The organism is Acinetobacter pittii, assembly GCF_034064985.1.
Classification (GTDB): Bacteria; Pseudomonadota; Gammaproteobacteria; order Pseudomonadales; family Moraxellaceae; genus Acinetobacter; species Acinetobacter pittii_H.
In genome coordinates this window covers 1,236,607-1,255,543 of sequence record NZ_CP139249.1, presented here as the reverse complement: position 1 = coordinate 1,255,543, position 18,937 = coordinate 1,236,607, and the positions used below count along the sequence as shown (strand labels likewise).

Sequence of the window (18,937 nt, the reverse complement as noted above, 5' to 3'; positions counted from 1 at the left end):
TTTTTATAATCGTATATGTCTTTTAAATAATCATCACACTATTTCTCTTTTGCATTTGATCGACAATTTCTTCTGTCTCAAAGCCAAAACGCCAATAAAGCAATTCAAGCACATCCAGTTCATCTTGCGTAATAATACGGTCGCTCCACAAGCACATTTCCGCAATAGCTAGAATACTTAGACGATCACGTAATAATAAACCAGCAATATCATTTAAAATTTCAGCCAGATCTAATGGCTCATCTGAAATTTCATCATAGATATACATTTCATCTGGGTTAAGTAGTGAACGCAAAATACGCTCACGTACTTCTAATTGATTTGGGCTATTAATTTGCTGAACATGAAGCAAAGCATCAATCAAACGAACAATTTGAGGTTTTACTTCTTCAAATGCAGTGGGCAAATGTAACGGCATCAAATTCAATTCATATTTAACCCGCTCTAGTAAAAGTGCATCTAATAGGCCAATTTCACCATCTTCTTGAATAATAAGTGCCAGTTTTGTCAAAAATTGACGCGCGATACTTGCAGGTATATGACCGATATTTTTACAAGCATCGTGAAATATCTGAATATGAATACGCCCATCTAGATTTAATAGCGCATCTATAATTGCATGACTTACAGGCGCGTCTTTTGGAATGAATTCTCGATATTGGCGAATCATCAAAATAGCGACCATCAGCTCACGTGAACCCGTAGCGGTTTGTAATGCTCTCTGAATTAATTCAGGACGCTTCTTATTTCGACGTACGTCGCTACTCAGAGGTTTAATAGCATCATTTAATGCAAAACTAATCGGTGACAGTCTCAACAAAGGTAGAGGCTGTGGAGATGACCACGGAATATAAATTTCTTTCTCAGATTCTTCCAAGAAATGAAATAAGCTAAACAACGGACGGTTGCGAAGTTTCTTTAAATTTTCTAATTGTAAATCTTGTAGCAAAGTAGGATTTAACTCATAAATACGTTCACGAATACTCGGGTGAATATTCATCCAGCTTTGTGGGCTAAGGGAGTTAGCAAAACACATATGTGCGATTGATTCGGAATAAGCACTATGAATTTGCGAACCAGAATGGTGAACATAAATACGCAACAAGGTTTGGGTATTTGCATTATTTTTTAATAGTCGTACTGTTTTTTGGTCATTACGAAAGGTACGCCCACTCAAAGTCAAATATTTGATAAAACGAGTAATCAGTACACCTAGGCTTCCAGCCAACCAAATGACTCCACCTACCGCAACAAAAACTGTTTCAAATTTATGTTTATAGCCAGGGCTATAGCGCTTAAAACCCTGCTTGGCTAACTTACTGCCCCACTGACTAAAAGTTGTTAAGCCGCTATATAAAATCTTTAATTTAGTATTCTCAACAGCCTCACCCGATAAAATCTGATTAAACTCATGGCCCAATAAACCATATAACTCAAGCTTATCCAGATTCTGTAAAGCACCCCATGTCAGAATAATTACGATATCTTTGGGATGAAAACCTGCCGTAAGTGCATTTACACCAACTTCATCAGGTAAAACATACACGGTTGGTACTTTTAGGGAAAAAGTTTGCGCCAAGTGTTCTGTAATTTTTAATGCCGCGAGTTCTTCGGGAGTACTCTCCTCTTTCACTAAACGACGTGCTTTAAGTTGTTTTGCTAAAGAGTGCCCACCTTTACGCAGAATATAGAGTTCGGTAACTACCGACCAAACCATAATAAAAAGTAATAGTGCAATGAAGTAAGGACTTAAGGTATGCCACCAAATGGGTTGGCTATAATCAAAAAAATGGACGAGTAAACCCAAAATTAAATTTAAAATAAAAATAGTAAGCAGCACAGCAACCAAACACATAGTGATGGACCATGCCATATTTTTATTTTCGATTAGATAGTGGCTTACTTCTTTCAATGTAAATATTCCCAATTACATTGTTAGGTTTCATCATAAAAGAAAAAAGCGGGAAATACCCGCTTTTTTCGGCTAATTCTATTCTTCTTTGATGCCTGTTAAATCTACAGAAGCAGCATCGACATTCACGTCAATATAACCATCTTTTTTCTTTTTCGCAGAGTCATTACGCTTCTGCTCCAAATTATTTAGATAGTTACCATCAATATCACCTGTTACGTAAATTCCATCAAATACTGAGCAATCAAACTCAGTTAAGTCAGGCACTTTGCTGGTACGTACAGCATTTTTCAAGTCTTCCAATTCTTGGAAAACTAAGCGATCAGCACCAATAATTTCTTGGATCTCTTCAACACTGCGTTCTGAAGCAATAAGCTCAGCTTTCGCAGGCATATCAATACCATAAACGTTTGGATACATCACTTTTGGTGCTGCTGAAGCAAAGTATACTTTTTTTGCACCAGAATCACGTGCCATTTGAATAATCTCATTACACGTTGTACCACGCACAATAGAGTCATCAACCAACAGAACGTTTTTCCCTTTAAACTCTAACTCAACAGGGTTTAATTTCTGACGTACAGATTTTTTGCGTTGCTGTTGACCCGGCATAATAAAGGTACGGCCGATATAACGGTTTTTCATAAAACCTTCACGGAACTTCACACCTAGAATATTTGCAAGTTCTAAAGCTGAAGTACGGCTCGTATCTGGAATTGGGATAACCACATCAATATCATGGTCCTCACCCCAATCACGTAAAATTTTATGAGCAAGCTTTTCACCCATTTTTAAACGTGCTTTATAAACCGAAATTCCGTCAATAATGGCATCAGGACGAGCAAAATAAACATATTCAAAAATACATGGGCGATATTTTGGATTAGCCGCACATTGTTTAGAGAATAATTGTCCATTTGCATCAATAAAAATTGCTTCACCCGGTTCAATATCACGCTCAATTTTAAAACCAAGAGCAGTAATAGCAACCGATTCAGAAGCAATGATGTACTCCATCTCACCTTGTTCAGTTACACGTGAACCATAAATAAGTGGACGAATACCGTTTGGATCACGGAAACCTACTAAACCATGACCCGTGATCATCGCCACGACACCATACGCGCCCTGACAACGCTCATGCACACGAGAAACCGTATGAAAAATATCGTCAGCTGTAGGATTTAAAGTACCTTTCTTTTGTAATTCATGTGCGAATACGTTTAAAAGAACTTCTGAGTCAGAATCAGTATTCATATGACGTAAATCTGTTTTAAACAGGTCATCATGAATTTCTTCTGCATTGGTCAAATTACCATTATGTGCAAGTGTAATACCGTAAGGTGAGTTCACATAAAATGGCTGTGCTTCAGCACTGCTCGCAGAACCAGCAGTTGGGTAACGTACATGGCCAATACCATAGTTACCAAGTAATGCTCTCATATGACGGGTATGAAAGACATCACGTACCATACCGTTATCCTTACGCAGGAAAAGACGACCTTCATGGCAGGTTACTATTCCAGCTGCATCTTGCCCACGATGTTGCAACATCGTTAAAGCATCAAACAACATTTGGTTCACTGGCGATTTACCGGCTATACCAACAACTCCACACATAGCAACCTCGCAGACAAGCTAGGAATTAATAAAAAGGATTCTTTGTCGAATGGTCAGATCGGCTTTCTAAATCTTCCGATTTGTCCATTGGTTTTGAAGAAGCGCCTGATGCGCTACCTCCAGATGTTATTTGATGAAATGCCTCACTTGCTGCATCTTTAGACAACTCTGTAGCTAAAGGGGCATATGGCAATAAATACTGTATAAGCTTGGATTGCTTCCAATGTGGTGAACTCTCAACCCAAGGCCCTATACCCTGCATTGTAATCAGCACAACCAACAAACCTTTTAAAGAACCAAAAGCGCCACCTGCTAAACGATTTAATGGCCCCAATTTCAGACTTTTCAAGAGGCCATTTAAAAATGCAGTAATGATCCAAGTTAAAACAATGATCAAAAGTGCTATAAATGCAAAAGCTGCAATTTTTTGAACCACTGGATCATGACTTAAACCTGACATGGACGGCGCAAGAAGGACAGCATATTTTGCACCCATAATTAATGCAATGATCCATCCTACCAAGTTCGCAAAGGCTTTGATAAATCCTTGTCGCAAACCGTTTAGCCCCCCAATGAGCAAAAGTATCAGAATAATGATATCAATTGTGTTCATATTCACTTATGACATAGATGCAACACATTGTTTCACTAAAATAGGACCGGTATAAATCAGCCCACTATAGATCTGTACTAATGTTGCTCCCGCTTGCTGTTTGACTGCTGCTTGTTCACCCGACAAAATTCCACCCACGCCAATTAACGGGATTTGTCCTTTTAATGTTTGGGCAAACAAACGTAAGCATTCTGTACTTTTTTCAAAAACAGGTGCGCCTGATAAACCACCCGACTCATTACCATTAGGAAGATTTTCTACGCCTTCTCTTGATAAAGTCGTATTGGTAACAATTAAACCATCAATTTTAAAATGCAATAATTGTGCTGCAATAAATGCAACATCTTCAGCTGTTAAATCAGGTGCAACTTTTAGAACCAAAGGAACATAGTGATTATTTTGTTCGGCTAGCTCAAGTTGTCTTTCTTTTAAGGTTTGCAATAATTCAGTTAATGCATCTCCACTTTGTAAACTTCTTAAGTTCTTAGTATTTGGAGATGAAATATTAACAGTAATATAAGAAGCGTAGTTATAAACTTTCTCAAGGCAAATTAGGTAATCATCGACAGCCTTTTCTACAGGCGTATCGGCATTCTTACCAATATTAATGCCTAAAATCCCTTTAAATTTTGAAGCTTTGACATTTTCAATCAGCTTATCAACGCCATCATTATTAAACCCCATACGGTTAATAATGGCTTTAGCTTCAGGAATACGGAATAAACGGGGCTGCGGATTACCCGACTGAGGACGCGGCGTAATGGTTCCAATTTCAATAAAACCAAATCCTAGACCTGCCAGTGCATCAATGTGTGCACCATTTTTATCAAGTCCAGCTGCTAAACCTACCGGATTTGGAAATTCAATTCCCATACAAGTCGTTGGTTTCGCTTCTACGCTCTGACGTAGCAGGCCGAACTTATGTGCTTTATCAAGCATAGATAATGTTAATTCATGGGCACGCTCTGGTGCTAAACTAAACAACATCGGGCGAGCAAGTGAATATAACATACCAATCACAATCTACTGATTTTAGGTAGGCATATTATAGGCACAGGGAGCACAAAACACCATGCTTAAGACCAGCATATTTTAATATGTTATTGAACCGTCGCTGTTAATTTAATCTGACCTTCACTTGAAACCATTTCCATTTTTTCAATACTTAAGCCCATTTGCGCCAGTTGGGTTAAAAAGTTCGCTAAAATTGCGTAATTCTGATGAGTAACAATAATTTGTAACTGCTCACCATTTTGTTGAGAAGTAACCGTTAACCCTTGTTGTTGAGCTACACGTTGTATTTTTTCTGCTTGACCCAACTCAAGCTCACTCGCAGGTTTCATCGTGACTGCATTACTTTGCATCCACACCATTAAATCTTTTAAATCATTTAGGCGCTGTTGCTGCTGTTCAGCTAAGGAATGCATTTTCCAAAGTGAAGCTCCAATAATAGCTACTACAACAAAAATTGTAGTAGAGACCACCATAATACGTTCACGGACAGTTAAACGATCTAAATATTGATTGATTTGTTCAATCCACTGATCAAACCGGTTTTGCAATTGAGCTAACATTTTCATTATTGTATTTTCACCACCCCAATTGCCCCACCACCATCGGCTTGAATATTACCTAACTCTGCCTTGAAGCCTTGCTGATTAAGCTGCTGTGTTAAAGCTTGCAAATCATCTCCCGATTTTGCTTTTAAGGCCATGGTTAGTGTAGAAGCATCATAATTTAACTGCTGAGCTAAAATTTGTCTTTGCATTAAAATAGGCCCAACACGGCTCAACAGAGAGAGTGCTTGTGTGTCACCCTGTTTACTCATTCTTAAATGACTTTCAAATTGGCTTTTTATATTTTGTTCATTTACACGACTAGAAGGACCAAACCAATATTTATATTGCTCAATCGTCTGCTCAGCTGTTTGATTGGCTACATTTCTTAATTTTACCCAACGCAACAAATCATAGCTAAACTGAACCACTATAATTGCTAACAGAATAACAGCACATGCTTTCCAGTAACCTGAAACAGTTTGCTCTTGCCCTTTGGCTTTCGGTAAAACATTAAAAGGATGCTGTTTAGGTTTATCTAAACCCTGAAACTGATAAAAAAATTCTGAACGTTGCTCAACACTAGAAGCTGCTTCTAAGCTTTCTAACTGTTCTACCGTTAACCCACTATATTGATAGTTTGTTTCAACTGGTTGGAACTCCAAAAACAATCCTAAATCATCTAGTGAATTACCTACCCACTTACTTTCGCGCGCCAGTAATTTTTGATCAATATTACACAGGATGACTTGTTGTTCTTGTGGTTCCGGCAAAATCAAAAAGTCTGGTAACAAAGCAACCAGCTTGATTGGCAACAAATTCATAGCATGTTGCCATGTTTCCACAGTTGTTTTTGCGACACCCAATATTGTTAATTGATCAGCATGAAAATGATGAACTACTTTCATATGATCAATCGGCAAAGTCACAAACTCTTCAAGCAAATATTTAACACCATCTGCCCCGAGTTGCTTGTAATGAGACTTTGCTATGTGTTGCTGGAATACCTGAGCATGACGACTAGGAAAAAAGACGACAGCCTCTTTTCCTTGATGCAATTGTAGGTCTTGTATTAATTGATCCAGACTTGCAGCCTGCAACCAGTTTTCTCCGTTAGACCAATGCCATATTCCATTGGTTTCAGGCATCCATAAATACAGCATAATGGGCTAAATAACCTTTTTTAATTATATTGTGGGTATAAAACTATTTTTTTGTGTTGATAAACCAGTTGCAATCACAGCCTGATCATAAATTCGAGCTTCAGCCAGTGCAAATGGATTAAAGTTTTCATGAGTCAGCAGTTCGGCAATATGTCCTACCACATTCATATGACACACCACTACAATTGACTCATAAGGAACCTGAGATAACCACTCAATTGCTTCTTTCGCATTATCATCTGGTTTAATTTTATCGCATAACAACACAGGCACATCTTTAAAGTACGCTTGAATATGTGCCAATGTCTCTTGAGCACGCAACAAAGGACTAACTACAAAAATATCAGGCTTAACAATATCTTTTAAAAATGTGGCTGTCTGTTCTGCTTGAGCATGTCCACGAGCAGTAAGAGGGCGTTTAGTGTCGTTACCATTTACAGGTGGAGCGGCTTCCCCATGGCGAACCAATGTCAGTTGCATAAATTTTCCTTGTTAATAATTCTTGCATTATAACCACAATTTATGACATTTCTTCTTCAGACTTCATGATGAGGTAAAACAAATTCTACGTCACTACGATGTCCGTTTTTCATAAGAGATAATGCAATATTTAAAGGAGGCGCCCCTTCAAAAATAACTTCATATAGAGCATTGGTAATAGGCATATAAACATCTAGTTCTTCTGCTTTACCACGCACCTGAACGATTGTATTGATACCTTCTGCTGTCTGACCCAACTCTTTACTGGCTTGATCAAGTGTTTTACCCGAACCTAAAGCATAGCCAATCTGATAATTACGGCTTAAAGGACTATTACAAGTCGCGAATAAATCCCCCACACCTGACAACCCCAAGAATGTAAGTGGATTTGCACCTTGTTTCACTGCAAAACGACTCATCTCGGCCAAAGCACGGGTTAAAATCATACTCTTGGTGTTTTCACCAATTTTGTAAGCTGCGCCAATTCCCATTGCAACCGCATAAATATTTTTAAGCGCACCACCTAATTCCACACCGTGCACATCATCACTACCAAAAACACGGAATAAAGCACTATGCAGAGCATGTTGCACAGCATAACGAACTAATTCCGAATCACTAGCAATAACGGTACCCGACGGCATGCCTGCCATAATTTCTTTTGCAAGGTTTGGACCTGATAGTACACCATAAGGTACTTCTGGTAATTCTTCACGAATAATATCGCTCATGAAGCTGAAAGTTTTAGCTTCAACACCTTTGGTCAAAGACACAACCGCCTGTGCAGTAATATAAGGAGCAATTTGTTTTAAGACATCACGGAATGAGTGACTTGGAATTGCAACTAAAATAATATCTCGGTCACATACAGCTTGCTCAAGATCAGACACAGCGCGTAATGATGACTCTAAAATAAAATCTGGCAAATAACGTTTATTAATGTGTGTTTTATTAATTTCCTCAGCTGTTTCGGCGTCACGAATCCAGATCATGGTATCGCAACCGTTACGTGCAGCTAAATTTGCCATAGCCGTTCCAAAGCTTCCTCCCCCTAGAACGGTAATACGTAAAGCAGTTTTTTTATCAACCGCAACAGGTTCCACCAAATCTGTAAACTTAAATTCAGCCATCTTTTATTATCCTATTTCTTACTTCTACAGACGTTTAAGCCTGCCAAACTTTTACGAACTCTTTACTTTCAATATCTGCACGCGGTGCAATTACTTTAGCTGCTGTGCCGATGTAAATAATACCTGAAATTAAATCACGAGGTTGCAGACCTAAATGCTGTTTTAACCAATTTGATTCGACAACTGCACCACTACGCCACATGGTCGAAAAACCTTGAGCTTGTAGAGATAATAAAAGATTTTGTACTGCGGCACCCGTACTTAAGATTTGTTCGAAATGCGGTACTTTCGGATGATCTTGTAGTTGTGTAAGCGCCAAAATGAGTAATGGTGCGCGAAAAGGATGTTGTTTAACACGTTCGAGTTGAGCGGGATCAGTTTCACCTAAATCTGCTAGAGCCTTTGCTAAAACTTCACCAAAAGCACCACGTTGTTCGCCTGAAACAACCACAAAACGCGTTGGCTTAAGTCTATGATGATCTGGAGCAGTCAAAGCTGCTTGGAAAGCTAACTCTAATTGCTCTGTACTTGGAGCTGGCTCAACTAATTGGCCAATAGACTGACGCTGATGAATATTTTGGTGAATTATTTGTATTGCTGATTCCGTCATTAATATTGATCTAACTCAAAAATTCAAAATAGATTAGCATAATCTACCGTTAATCCACCATTGAATCTAGCTTATAAAATTAGCGAACTCTCACTTTGACATTTTTTAATACAAAACATCAAAACTCATACAACGTCTTCAAAATCAAATAGAAAACTTATGTTCAAATAGCTATGTCTTTTAGCGATTAACTTTAGGTGCATTATGAAAAAAATAATTTTAGCGAGCGCAATGAGCGGTGTTGTTTTATTACTTGGTGCTTGCGCAACTACTCCTAAAAATACTTTAGCAGTTCAAAAAGAAAATAATCAGTTTGAAGTTACAGGTATTGGCAAAACCAACTTAATTGCGAAAAATAATGCAATTACTGCAGCTCAAAAAACTTGCTCAAAAAACACTACACCAGTCGTTGTAGATGAAAAAACAACATATAACGGTGTATTAAAAGATGTTGTAAGTGAAAAAACTGGTCAAATGGTTGAAGCAGCAGCAGGTGTTATTGGTACATTAACTGGTAAAAATGCATCTTTAGCAAAAGATGATGACTACCAAACAACGCTTACTTTCTATTGTAAAATTAATTAATCAAAAAAATCCCAATCAAATGATTGGGATTTTTTTATTAGCAGTAACCATCTAATCTGGTCAGTGGTAATTTTTTACCAATTGCTTTTTCAATTTCGGGTAAATAAAATGCATCATCTTCTGAAAGAAAACTAATACTTACACCTTGTGACCCAGCGCGACCTGTACGACCAATACGGTGTACATAATCATCAGATTGTTCAGGCAATGTAAAGTTGATGACATGCGACACGCCATCCACATGAATACCACGACCAGCAACATCCGTCGCGATCATAATATTATGTTTACCTTGCTTAAATTGCTCTAGCATTTTTAAACGTTTATCTTGAGCAATCTCACCTGAAAGCATACCGACTCTGTATCCATCTTTCTTTAAATGATCATAAAGACGGCGCACCTGATCACGTCGATTAGCAAAAATCATGACTTTATCGATCGGCTCTTCACGCAAGATATCTTGTAATAAACGATATTTATCTTGTTTAGCCACGACATACACACGTTGCTCTACATCGTTATTCGTTTTTTGCTCCGGCTCAATTTCAACAGTGATTGGTTCAAACAACCATTGTCTTGCCAAATTAAGAACATCATAACTAAACGTCGCAGAGAACATCAGTGTTTGACGTTGTTCCTTACGCGGAGAGTAACGGACAATACGTTTTACAGAAGGAATAAAACCCATGTCCAGTAAGCGGTCGGCTTCATCAATCACTAAAAATTCAATTTGATCGAGCCAAACTTCTTTTTGTTCTACAAAATCAATTAGACGCCCAGGTGTAGCGACCATGATATCAACAAAATTAGCATCTAGCTGTTTCTTTTGCTTATCAAAATCTACACCACCTAATAATGTTACAAGGTGCAAATCTGAGAATTTTGTAAGTAGCTTTGCATCACTTTCAATTTGCAATGCCAACTCACGAGTAGGTGCCAAGATTAAAGCACGAGGCTCGCCACGGAAGCGTTGCTCTTGAATCGGATTATTGAGTAAATCATTAATTACACTAATCAGAAAGGCAGCTGTCTTACCTGTTCCCGTTTGTGCTCGCCCAATTGCATCATGCCCGGCTAATGTATATTTTAAAACCTTTTGCTGAATTGGGGTCATTTGAGTAAACCCTAAAGCATCAATCGCCTTTTTAAGTTGCGGATGTAAATTCAAGGTTTCAAAACCAGATGTCATAAATACGCGCTCTAACAAACAATCTCTCGAATGAGAAGATCATTATAAACAAAAACGCCCCAATTCAAAAATTGGAGCGTCCATCATTCATCAAAAAGATGAATTAGTCTTAGTCTAAAGGCTGAACGTTTTCAGCTTGAAAACCTTTTTGACCTTGTACAACGCTAAACTCTACGCGTTGACCATCACGTAGAGAACGGTGACCGTCACCTACGATTGCACGGAAGTGAACGAATACATCGTCGCCGCCGTTACGTTGAATAAAACCAAAGCCTTTAGTGTCATTAAACCACTTTACTACGCCTTGTTCACGAGCTGTCATAAGTCAATCCTCAGATGTTGAAAAAAGGACCTTCCGGTGTTGCAAACAGCAGAGCAAACAAGGTTTTAAAATATTTATAATCTTAAAGCTTGTAATCATTCTGTAAAACTATCAACAATTTCCGGTTACATCCATTTGTTATAGGGTTATTAAATCAATTTGATTGTGTGGTAAATCCTAAAACGGTTCGAGCTTAACACGGGTTTATGACAATTAATAGAATTTTTTTCAAATATTTCCCCTATTTTTAGTTGTTTTTTTAAACAGCTTATTACAATATTTTTTATAGAAATTACCCATATCTTGTTCCATAAAATATGCTGTATTTACTAAAAATTTGTTAGAATAATTTTTTTAGTTGTTTTGATGATGAATGAGCAATACTTCTTCTAATACAGCACCCATTGAAATTAATGCCCTTGGGCAGCCCTGCCCAATGCCATTGTTAATGTTAAAGCGTGAACTTAAAAAAGCATCAGGCAAACAACAATTTTTATTAAAATCGTCAGATCCTCATAGTGAAATTGATGTAACTCGTTACTGTGGTTTACATCATTTTATGTGTCAAACTACACACATATCAGAGAGAGAATTTCACTATTTAATTGAAACTCAATAATTCTTTGCTAAACTAAAAGATTAGAAGTTGCATAAAATTTTACATTTCTCTACCCAATTTTCCTTAATTATGAAGCTGATTCAAATTAAGATGAATTTATTGGTTATCCCATTCGATCCTATAAGGAGAACTCATGAGTGACAGCAGCAATCAATTGATGCCCCTGTCATTGTCTGCGCCCGGTGTAAACCTTGGTGCATATATCAGTACTGTCAATCAGATTCCTATTTTAACGGCCGAGCAAGAAAAAGAACTTGCTGAGCGTTATTATTATGACCAAGATCTTGATGCCGCAAAAATGCTGGTAATGTCGCATTTACGTTTTGTCGTTCATATTGCGCGCAGCTATGCAGGTTATGGCCTACCACAAGGCGACCTTATTCAAGAAGGTAATCTAGGCTTAATGAAAGCCGTGAAACGTTTCGACCCAAATATGGGTGTACGTTTAGTATCTTTTGCCGTCCACTGGATTAAGGCAGAAATTCATGAATACGTTATTCGCAACTGGCGTATTGTCAAAATTGCAACGACAAAAGCTCAGCGTAAATTATTTTTCAATTTACGTAGTCTAAAAAAATCGAGTAAAAAGCTGACGCTCGAAGAAGCTCAATCGATTGCTAATGACTTAAATGTAACCCCAGAGCAAGTACTGGAAATGGAAGGTCGTTTAACTGCCTATGATGCTGCTTTTGAGGCACAAGGTGATGACGATGATGACACCCCTCATACTGCTCCTGCGTTGTATCTTGAAGATAACCGCTACGACCCTGCTCGTTTAGTCGAAAATGAAGACTGGGAAGAGCAAAGTACTTCAGCCTTGCATGATGCAATGGACCAGTTGGATGACCGTTCACGTAATATTTTACAACGCCGCTGGTTAGATGATGACAAATCTACTCTTCATGAGTTAGCGGCTGAATATAATGTTTCTGCAGAGCGTATCCGTCAGCTTGAAAAGAATGCGATGGAAAAGATTAAAACTGCCATGTCAGCAAGCTAAAAAAATGAAAAAATAAAAGGGCGATTCGCCCTTTTGTTTTATCTGGCTATGTTTAGCCAACCCAATCTATGTTAACGTTGCTTTTCATTATTCAGTTGCGTTTTTTGTTATGTGGATTGCCATTTCAGCCCTTAATCTTGCCTTTGCAGTCATGTTGGGTGCTTTTGGAGCACATGGTCTTAAAGCTCACGCGGGTCCTGAGCAACTTGCTTGGTGGCAGACTGCAACCGACTACTTTTTTTATCATGCGCTTGGCCTATTAGCCCTTGGTATTTTAAGTAAGGTTCTTCCTCATTTCCCAATCAAGTTATCTTTCTTGCTTATCCAAATTGGTATTCTATTCTTTTGTGGTTCGCTTTATATCATGGCGCTGGGTTTACCAAGAATATTAGGCGCAATTACTCCAATCGGTGGAGCTTTAATGATTGCGGGATGGCTAGTCTTGGCTTGGAATGCTTTCAAATACGCAAAATAATCGGAATGTGATCATGCAAATTTATTTAAATGGCGAATTAACGGACACGCCTAGCCAAAACCTGTTGCAACTCATTCAGGAGTTGGCACTTGAAGGAAAACGTTTTGCTGTCGAGCACAATCAGCAAATCGTTTCTAAAAGCAAATTAGAGCAAATTACGATTGCTCAACATGACCGTATCGAAATTATTCACGCTGTTGGCGGCGGCTAAGTCGGAGTTATCCATGCAAGACACCCCTCTCATTATTGGTTCACGTTCTTTTCAATCTCGTTTATTGGTCGGAACTGGCAAATATAAAGACTTAAATGAAACGAATTTAGCTATTCAAGCCAGTGGTGCAGAAATCGTAACTGTCGCAATCCGCCGTGTAAATATTGGACAAAATCCAGACCAACCGAATTTACTTTCAGTTATCCCACCAGAGAAATATACAATTTTGCCAAATACCGCAGGTTGTTTTGATGCTGATAGTGCAGTACGTACCTGCATGTTAGCGCGTGAGCTACTTGATGGTCACAATTTAGTAAAGCTTGAAGTTCTAGGTGATGAAAAAACCTTATATCCAAATGTAACCGAGACCTTAAAAGCGGCTCGTACTTTAATTGACGACGGTTTTGAGATTATGGTCTATACCTCTGATGATCCGATCATTGCGCAAGAACTTGAAAGTATGGGCTGTGTTGCGATTATGCCTTTAGGTAGCCTCATTGGTTCAGGTTTAGGTATTTTAAACCCACACACCATTTCAATTATTAAAGAAAATGCGAAAGTTCCAGTTTTAGTTGATGCAGGTGTTGGCACAGCAAGTGATGCTGCTATTGCAATGGAACTCGGTTGTGATGGTGTATTAATGAATACAGCAATTGCAGCTGCGCAAAACCCTATTGTGATGGCTTCTGCGATGAAAAAAGCTGTTGAAGCTGGGCGTGAAGCATTTTTAGCAGGTCGTATGCCACGTAAACGCATGGCAAATGCAAGCTCACCAGAAACTGGTTATTTCTTTAAGTAATCATTAATTTTGTCTAAATTTTAAAGCACGATAACAAAAGCTATCGTGACGAGTGGCATGGATGCCACTGTTGAACAGGGCCACATGGATGTGCCCTCTGTTCAACAAAGGTTTTTGTTACTTTTGACCTTTCAAAAGTAAGGCATAGCCAATAGAGTTTAATAAATTAAACATGAGACCAAAGGCCGCATGGCACATGAAATTATTAATTTAATTAAGCCACTTGCTCATCCCGCTTAAACACCAACTCTTTTGCTGATGAATTCTCAGCATCAAAGTAGTAACCCTCGGTATTAAACGCTTTGATGTCTTCAGCTTTATTTAATTGGTTTTCAATCATAAAACGAGCCATTAAACCGCGTGCTTTTTTCGCATAGAAACTTATGACTTTATATTTGCCATTTTTCTGGTCAAGAAAAACAGGCTTCACAATTTCAGCCTTAATTTTCTTTTCATTGACAGACTTGTAATATTCATCTGAAGCTAGATTTACCAGCAATTCAGATTTAATTGCTGCCAAGTCTTCATTAATTTGGTTAGTGATGATATCACCCCAGAATTCATACAAATTATGACCGCGAGTATTTTTTAATTTAGTACCCATCTCTAAACGATAAGGCATCATTAAATCCAAAGGACGCAATAAACCATATAGACCAGACAGCATACGTAAATGCTGCTGTGCAAAATCAATATCTTTATCTTTTAAATGATAAGCATCTAAACCGGTGTAAACATCCCCTTTAAATGCATAGATTGCTTGGCGAGCATTTGAGAAATTAAATTCGAGATTCCAATCTCTAAATCGATCTGCATTTAGTGTGGCAATTTTTTCACTGACACTCATTAAACTCGCAATTTCCGAAGCAGAAAGTTTGCGACAAACATCAATTAATTGTGCTGAGTTTTCTAACAAGCGAGGCTGAGTAAACTCATCTGTAGGTAACGCTGATTCATAATCTAAAGTTTTTGCAGGAGAAATTAAAGCAAGCATAGACAACCTGAAAAAATTATTCTTAATACCAACTATAACAGTAGATATTTTTTAATGCTAACTCGTGTTTTCAATGACGACTATCGGTAAAATAGCATCACGTATTGTTATTTAGCGGTTCTTATATGTCTGAGCAAACTTTCATCCAGGGTCCAGTAGGTAAAATTGAACTTTTCGTTGACCGCCCTGAAGGTGAAATCAAAGGCTTTGCGGTTGTTTGTCATCCGCACCCATTGCAAGGTGGAACCCCTCAACATAAAGTCCCTGCCCTTTTAACCCAAATCTTTAATGAATATGGTTGTATTGTTTACCGTCCTAGTTTCCGTGGTTTAGGCGGCAGTGAAGGCATTCATGATGAAGGCCATGGTGAAACTGAAGATATCTTAGCTGTAATTGAGCACGTTCGTAAGCTTCATGAAGGCCTACCATTTTATGCAGGCGGTTTTAGCTTTGGCTCACATGTTTTAGCAAAATGCTTTGCACAGCTTGCACCTGAATTACGACCTGTACAGTTAATTTTATGTGGTTTACCAACAGCTACTGTAGTAGGTTTACGTCACTATAAAACTCCTGAAATTCAAGGTGATATTCTACTCATTCATGGTGAGCAAGATGATATTACTTTACTTTCAGATGCAATTGAGTGGGCAAAACCACAGAAGCATCCAATTACGATTTTACCGGGTGCTAACCACTTCTTTACAGGCTATTTAAAGCAGCTTCGCCAAATCATTACACGTTTTATTATCATGAAATAAACGGTAACTTGATGGGCATAACTCGAGAGTATGCCCATCATTTTATAAGCCGTGTCATTATTGAAAATTATTCCAACTTAATCCAAAACGTGCCAAATATTTTTTCACTCGGTCACTATCGTTCGTTGTATTACGCTGTTGACGAGATACTGAAAAGAGTTGTCTTCCCGCCTCTGCCATGGATTTTGAATTTTCGCAGATTTTGAGCACACCTCGTAATTGAATCTGATCAAATTCATCTATTTGTTCTAGCTGCTCAGGACTTAAATAGTTCAACAAAATATCTGTATTTTTATCATTGTAAGATTCATCCTGAATAAGCCAAAGCTGCTTTAGACGTTGAATTTCTTTTTCTACAGCTTCACGGCGAATTAACTCACCTTGCGATAAAGTTGCCAAACGAGTTACGCTCGCTGCTAAATCCCTAAAATTTCCTTGCCATGATGCATCTGCCGATTTAGCAAACTTTAAATATGTTTCTAAAGCATCACGTTGAAAACGTAATTTTCTTTGATGAATTGCAGCAAAACGCTGTAGCTCAAAATCAATATTGGGTGCAATATCTTCTACACGGTCTTTTAAATTGGGTAAAAAGAATGTCCACGTATTCAAACGAGCCCATAGATCTTCACGGAATCGGCCAGCTTGAACTTCATTACGTAAATCGCGGTTAGTACCTGCGATTAGCTGAAAATCGGCCTGAATTTCCTTATCACTTCCAACGGGAAAAAAACTTTTGTCTTCTAGCGCTTTTAGCAGCATAGCTTGTTCATCAAGTCCTAATTCACCAATTTCATCTAAAAACAAAATGCCTTGGTCAGCACTTTTTAATAAACCAGCACGAGAGGCAGCTGCGCCTGTAAATGCACCTTTTATATGACCAAATAAGGTCGACATGGCACTATCACCACGTAAGGTTGCACAGTTAACATCAATAAAACGACCGCTTAATTGAAATTTATCTTTCTTTAACTGAAAAATTTGTTTTGCCAAATGAGACTTACCAACCCCTGTTGCCCCCATAATTAAAATAGGCGCACTAGAGCGAGTTGCAACTAATTCAACTTCCTCAATAAGCTGATTAAACGCTTTATTATGAGTAGAAATATTTGCTTTAAGTTGTTGCCAATTTTGTTTTTGTTCATCATCGAATCGCTGTTTTAAAACATCGTATCGAGACAAATCCAGATCAATAATTCTATATTCACCTTCTGGGGTCTTTGGTTGATTAGGTGAACTTTGAATGAGTTGAGCTGGCAAATAATGTGCATCTACCAATAAATACCAACAAATTTGAGCAACATGCGTTCCTGTCGTGATATGCAGTAAATAGTTATTTTTTTCGACATCAAACGGATAGGTTTTTACAAAGTCATAGAGTGCACCATAAACTTCAGCAAAATCCCAAGGATCTTTAATACTTACCTTATGTCCAGAAACCTCAGTTTGTGGAGAGATTTCTTGAGCATCTGCTGCTATAGATTTAACTAAACTATGATGTTGGCGATCATGTAACAATACCAATTCATCTACAAGCAAATCTTCATGCATTAACAGGCTAAGTGTAGGACGCCAACGCTGCCAGCGATCTGGCCTTCTCCCCTGATCAAGGGTAGAACCGACAAAGCCAATAACAACTGTTTTCTTTGTATCCGCCATAATTTCTATAAAATTTTATAAGTGTCTATAATATACAATACGGATTTGACCAAAAAATTCCAAGAATATGCTTCATTTTACTTTTTTAGGCACATCTTCAGGTGTACCGACCCTGACACGTAATGTTTCAGGATTAGCAGTTCGCAACAGCAAAAATAAGGACTGGATTTTAATTGATGCTGGCGAAGGGACACAGCACCGTATTCAACAAGCTAAACTTTCACTACAAAACCTAGTTGCCATTTGTATTACACATGTTCACGGCGACCATTGTTATGGTCTAGTTGGTTTATTAGCAAGTGCAGGCATGAATGCCCGTAGCAAACCCTTAATCGTGATTGCACCGAAAGAAATTCAGCAATGGTTTGAAATCACTGCCCAACTTACAGATTTACATTTACCCTATTCCCTTCAATTCATTGATGTAAATGAAGCAACGCAGCCACAACAAATCACTGACGAATTCATTGTTCAAGCACATCCACTAAGCCATCGTGTTCCAAGTTTTGCTTTTAGCATTTATATCAAATCGATTCAGAAGAAGTTAGATACCCAAGCTCTAACTCAGCTTGGCGTACCTCAAGGCGATATGTGGGGCCATTTGAAACGAGGCTACAATATTGAATTTGAAGGACAAACATTAAAAGCTCAAGACTTTATCAAAATTCAAAATCAACAAGTTCATGCAATTATAGGTGGTGATAATGACCAACCAGAACTATTAGCTGACGCTTGCAAAGATGCTCAACTCCTTATTCATGAGTCCACATACTTACAAACGGTTTTAGATAAAGTCGGCAAAGGTCCAATGCATAGCTCAGCAAAAATGGTGGCTGAATTTGCAGAAGAGCAATCTTTAAGCAATTTAATTCTAACGCATTTTAGCCCCCGACATCAGGATAAAGCTGGGCAACAAGCTATTACTGAAGAAGTTCGCCAGTTTTATGAAGGTCATTTTTATTTAGCCAATGATTTTGATGAATTTACTTTAAATGAAGTTGGACAGCTTTTAAAAGTCGATAAAAAAGGGAAGGCCCATTAAATACATATATCCAAAAAGATATTTAAATATATTTTTAGATATCTTTTAAATATTAAAATTTCCAACAGAAATTAGTTACGCAGAAATAATAATTATTTTTATATATTATTTTCAATAACTTATATTTTTAATTAAGTATATTTTTAAAAGTTGGCACACTCAGTGCAATAGTACAAAGCACACAACATCATTGGGATTTT

Annotated in this window: 21 protein-coding genes; 8 read left to right on the top strand and 13 right to left on the bottom strand. The window is 38.0% G+C overall.

The features are described 5' to 3' along the window. Positions 1-22: 22 nt before the first annotated feature. The 9 genes from SOI76_RS06040 to SOI76_RS06000 all read right to left on the bottom strand — a co-directional run bounded on the left by SOI76_RS06040 (position 23) and on the right by SOI76_RS06000 (position 9,084). Positions 23-1,912 (bottom strand): M48 family metalloprotease, encoded by a 1,890-nt coding sequence (locus SOI76_RS06040; RefSeq protein ID WP_104079001.1) that lies wholly within the window; start codon positions 1,910-1,912, stop codon positions 23-25. A gap of 78 nt (positions 1,913-1,990) precedes the next feature. Next, positions 1,991-3,532, bottom strand: a complete 1,542-nt coding sequence (gene purF / locus SOI76_RS06035) for an amidophosphoribosyltransferase (protein WP_016145875.1) — start codon at positions 3,530-3,532, stop codon at positions 1,991-1,993. 25 nt (positions 3,533-3,557) lie between these two features. After that, positions 3,558-4,145 (bottom strand): CvpA family protein, encoded by a 588-nt coding sequence (locus SOI76_RS06030; protein ID WP_104079002.1) that lies wholly within the window; start codon positions 4,143-4,145, stop codon positions 3,558-3,560. Positions 4,146-4,151: 6 nt separating this feature from the next. Beyond that, entirely contained in the window at positions 4,152-5,156 is a 1,005-nt protein-coding gene (gene pyrD / locus SOI76_RS06025) for a quinone-dependent dihydroorotate dehydrogenase (protein ID WP_104079003.1), read from the bottom strand. Positions 5,157-5,245: 89 nt separating this feature from the next. Next, complete coding sequence (gspM, locus tag SOI76_RS06020; RefSeq protein WP_104079004.1) at positions 5,246-5,725, bottom strand: type II secretion system protein GspM; 480 nt, start codon at positions 5,723-5,725, stop codon at positions 5,246-5,248. Further along, entirely contained in the window at positions 5,725-6,864 is a 1,140-nt protein-coding gene (gene gspL / locus SOI76_RS06015; RefSeq protein WP_104079005.1) for a type II secretion system protein GspL, read from the bottom strand. Before gspL ends, gspM begins: the two co-directional genes overlap by 1 nt. 24 nt (positions 6,865-6,888) lie before the next feature. After that, a complete protein-coding gene (locus SOI76_RS06010) occupies positions 6,889-7,344 on the bottom strand; it encodes a SixA phosphatase family protein (RefSeq protein ID WP_057074449.1) in 456 nt (151 codons plus the stop codon). A gap of 56 nt (positions 7,345-7,400) precedes the next feature. Next, positions 7,401-8,474, bottom strand: coding sequence for an NAD(P)H-dependent glycerol-3-phosphate dehydrogenase (gene gpsA, locus SOI76_RS06005; protein WP_002115297.1), 1,074 nt, complete (start codon positions 8,472-8,474; stop codon positions 7,401-7,403). A gap of 34 nt (positions 8,475-8,508) precedes the next feature. Then, the gene (locus SOI76_RS06000) at positions 8,509-9,084 is read right to left on the bottom strand and encodes a nitroreductase (protein ID WP_104079006.1); all 576 of its coding nucleotides are present in this window, start codon (positions 9,082-9,084) and stop codon (positions 8,509-8,511) included. Positions 9,085-9,288: 204 nt separating this feature from the next. Between SOI76_RS06000 and SOI76_RS05995 the strand changes: the two genes are divergently transcribed. Next, positions 9,289-9,669, top strand: a complete 381-nt coding sequence (locus SOI76_RS05995) for a hypothetical protein (RefSeq protein WP_005073503.1) — start codon at positions 9,289-9,291, stop codon at positions 9,667-9,669. Between the two features lie 37 nt (positions 9,670-9,706). Here SOI76_RS05995 and rhlB read toward each other — a convergent pair whose 3' ends face one another. Then, positions 9,707-10,858: an ATP-dependent RNA helicase RhlB gene (gene rhlB / locus SOI76_RS05990; RefSeq protein WP_032053420.1), complete on the bottom strand. Its 1,152-nt coding sequence runs from the start codon at positions 10,856-10,858 to the stop codon at positions 9,707-9,709. A gap of 109 nt (positions 10,859-10,967) precedes the next feature. Continuing rightward, positions 10,968-11,180 carry a cold-shock protein gene (gene cspG, locus SOI76_RS05985; RefSeq protein ID WP_000126912.1) on the bottom strand — a complete coding sequence of 71 codons (213 nt, stop codon included), beginning with the start codon at positions 11,178-11,180 and terminating at the stop codon, positions 10,968-10,970. 373 nt (positions 11,181-11,553) lie between these two features. Here cspG and SOI76_RS05975 point away from each other — a divergent pair, with 373 nt between their 5' ends. The 5 genes from SOI76_RS05975 (at position 11,554) to thiG (ending at position 14,284) form a co-directional block, all read left to right on the top strand. Further along, positions 11,554-11,799: a sulfurtransferase TusA family protein gene (locus SOI76_RS05975; RefSeq protein ID WP_033847590.1), complete on the top strand. Its 246-nt coding sequence runs from the start codon at positions 11,554-11,556 to the stop codon at positions 11,797-11,799. A 133-nt stretch (positions 11,800-11,932) separates the two neighbouring features. Continuing rightward, positions 11,933-12,799 carry an RNA polymerase sigma factor RpoH gene (gene rpoH, locus SOI76_RS05970; protein ID WP_002115267.1) on the top strand — a complete coding sequence of 289 codons (867 nt, stop codon included), beginning with the start codon at positions 11,933-11,935 and terminating at the stop codon, positions 12,797-12,799. Between the two features lie 109 nt (positions 12,800-12,908). Continuing rightward, on the top strand, positions 12,909-13,274 hold the full coding sequence (locus SOI76_RS05965; RefSeq protein WP_002115263.1) for a DUF423 domain-containing protein: 366 nt from the start codon (positions 12,909-12,911) through the stop codon (positions 13,272-13,274). Positions 13,275-13,287: 13 nt separating this feature from the next. Continuing rightward, positions 13,288-13,485, top strand: a complete 198-nt coding sequence (gene thiS / locus SOI76_RS05960) for a sulfur carrier protein ThiS (RefSeq protein ID WP_004700562.1) — start codon at positions 13,288-13,290, stop codon at positions 13,483-13,485. A 13-nt stretch (positions 13,486-13,498) separates the two neighbouring features. Further along, a complete protein-coding gene (thiG, locus tag SOI76_RS05955) occupies positions 13,499-14,284 on the top strand; it encodes a thiazole synthase (RefSeq protein WP_104079007.1) in 786 nt (261 codons plus the stop codon). 214 nt (positions 14,285-14,498) lie between these two features. On the opposite strand, the gene yaaA is transcribed toward thiG, so the two are convergent. Next, complete coding sequence (yaaA, locus tag SOI76_RS05950) at positions 14,499-15,278, bottom strand: peroxide stress protein YaaA (protein ID WP_104079008.1); 780 nt, start codon at positions 15,276-15,278, stop codon at positions 14,499-14,501. A 125-nt stretch (positions 15,279-15,403) separates the two neighbouring features. Between yaaA and SOI76_RS05945 the strand changes: the two genes are divergently transcribed. After that, positions 15,404-16,036, top strand: coding sequence for an alpha/beta hydrolase (locus SOI76_RS05945; protein WP_005068305.1), 633 nt, complete (start codon positions 15,404-15,406; stop codon positions 16,034-16,036). A 57-nt stretch (positions 16,037-16,093) separates the two neighbouring features. Here SOI76_RS05945 and rtcR read toward each other — a convergent pair whose 3' ends face one another. After that, a complete protein-coding gene (gene rtcR, locus SOI76_RS05940) occupies positions 16,094-17,695 on the bottom strand; it encodes an RNA repair transcriptional activator RtcR (protein WP_104079009.1) in 1,602 nt (533 codons plus the stop codon). 67 nt (positions 17,696-17,762) lie between these two features. On the opposite strand from rtcR, the gene rnz reads away from it, so the two are divergent. Beyond that, the gene (rnz, locus tag SOI76_RS05935; protein ID WP_104079010.1) at positions 17,763-18,737 is read left to right on the top strand and encodes a ribonuclease Z; all 975 of its coding nucleotides are present in this window, start codon (positions 17,763-17,765) and stop codon (positions 18,735-18,737) included. Positions 18,738-18,937: the final 200 nt, after the last annotated feature.

Coding starts and splice junctions, on each gene's coding strand:
- SOI76_RS06010 (WP_057074449.1), bottom strand. CDS start 7,344: ATGCAACTGACATTGGTTCGCCATGGGGAAGCCGCTCCACCTGTAAAT.
- gpsA (WP_002115297.1), bottom strand. CDS start 8,474: ATGGCTGAATTTAAGTTTACAGATTTGGTGGAACCTGTTGCGGTTGAT.
- SOI76_RS05965 (WP_002115263.1), top strand. CDS start 12,909: ATGTGGATTGCCATTTCAGCCCTTAATCTTGCCTTTGCAGTCATGTTG.
- SOI76_RS06030 (WP_104079002.1), bottom strand. CDS start 4,145: ATGAACACAATTGATATCATTATTCTGATACTTTTGCTCATTGGGGGG.
- SOI76_RS05975 (WP_033847590.1), top strand. CDS start 11,554: ATGAGCAATACTTCTTCTAATACAGCACCCATTGAAATTAATGCCCTT.
- rtcR (WP_104079009.1), bottom strand. CDS start 17,695: ATGGCGGATACAAAGAAAACAGTTGTTATTGGCTTTGTCGGTTCTACC.
- SOI76_RS05995 (WP_005073503.1), top strand. CDS start 9,289: ATGAAAAAAATAATTTTAGCGAGCGCAATGAGCGGTGTTGTTTTATTA.
- rpoH (WP_002115267.1), top strand. CDS start 11,933: ATGAGTGACAGCAGCAATCAATTGATGCCCCTGTCATTGTCTGCGCCC.
- thiG (WP_104079007.1), top strand. CDS start 13,499: ATGCAAGACACCCCTCTCATTATTGGTTCACGTTCTTTTCAATCTCGT.
- rhlB (WP_032053420.1), bottom strand. CDS start 10,858: ATGACATCTGGTTTTGAAACCTTGAATTTACATCCGCAACTTAAAAAG.
- SOI76_RS05945 (WP_005068305.1), top strand. CDS start 15,404: ATGTCTGAGCAAACTTTCATCCAGGGTCCAGTAGGTAAAATTGAACTT.
- rnz (WP_104079010.1), top strand. CDS start 17,763: ATGCTTCATTTTACTTTTTTAGGCACATCTTCAGGTGTACCGACCCTG.
- yaaA (WP_104079008.1), bottom strand. CDS start 15,278: ATGCTTGCTTTAATTTCTCCTGCAAAAACTTTAGATTATGAATCAGCG.
- pyrD (WP_104079003.1), bottom strand. CDS start 5,156: ATGTTATATTCACTTGCTCGCCCGATGTTGTTTAGTTTAGCACCAGAG.
- gspM (WP_104079004.1), bottom strand. CDS start 5,725: ATGAAAATGTTAGCTCAATTGCAAAACCGGTTTGATCAGTGGATTGAA.
- SOI76_RS06000 (WP_104079006.1), bottom strand. CDS start 9,084: ATGACGGAATCAGCAATACAAATAATTCACCAAAATATTCATCAGCGT.
- cspG (WP_000126912.1), bottom strand. CDS start 11,180: ATGACAGCTCGTGAACAAGGCGTAGTAAAGTGGTTTAATGACACTAAA.
- purF (WP_016145875.1), bottom strand. CDS start 3,532: ATGTGTGGAGTTGTTGGTATAGCCGGTAAATCGCCAGTGAACCAAATG.
- thiS (WP_004700562.1), top strand. CDS start 13,288: ATGCAAATTTATTTAAATGGCGAATTAACGGACACGCCTAGCCAAAAC.
- gspL (WP_104079005.1), bottom strand. CDS start 6,864: ATGCTGTATTTATGGATGCCTGAAACCAATGGAATATGGCATTGGTCT.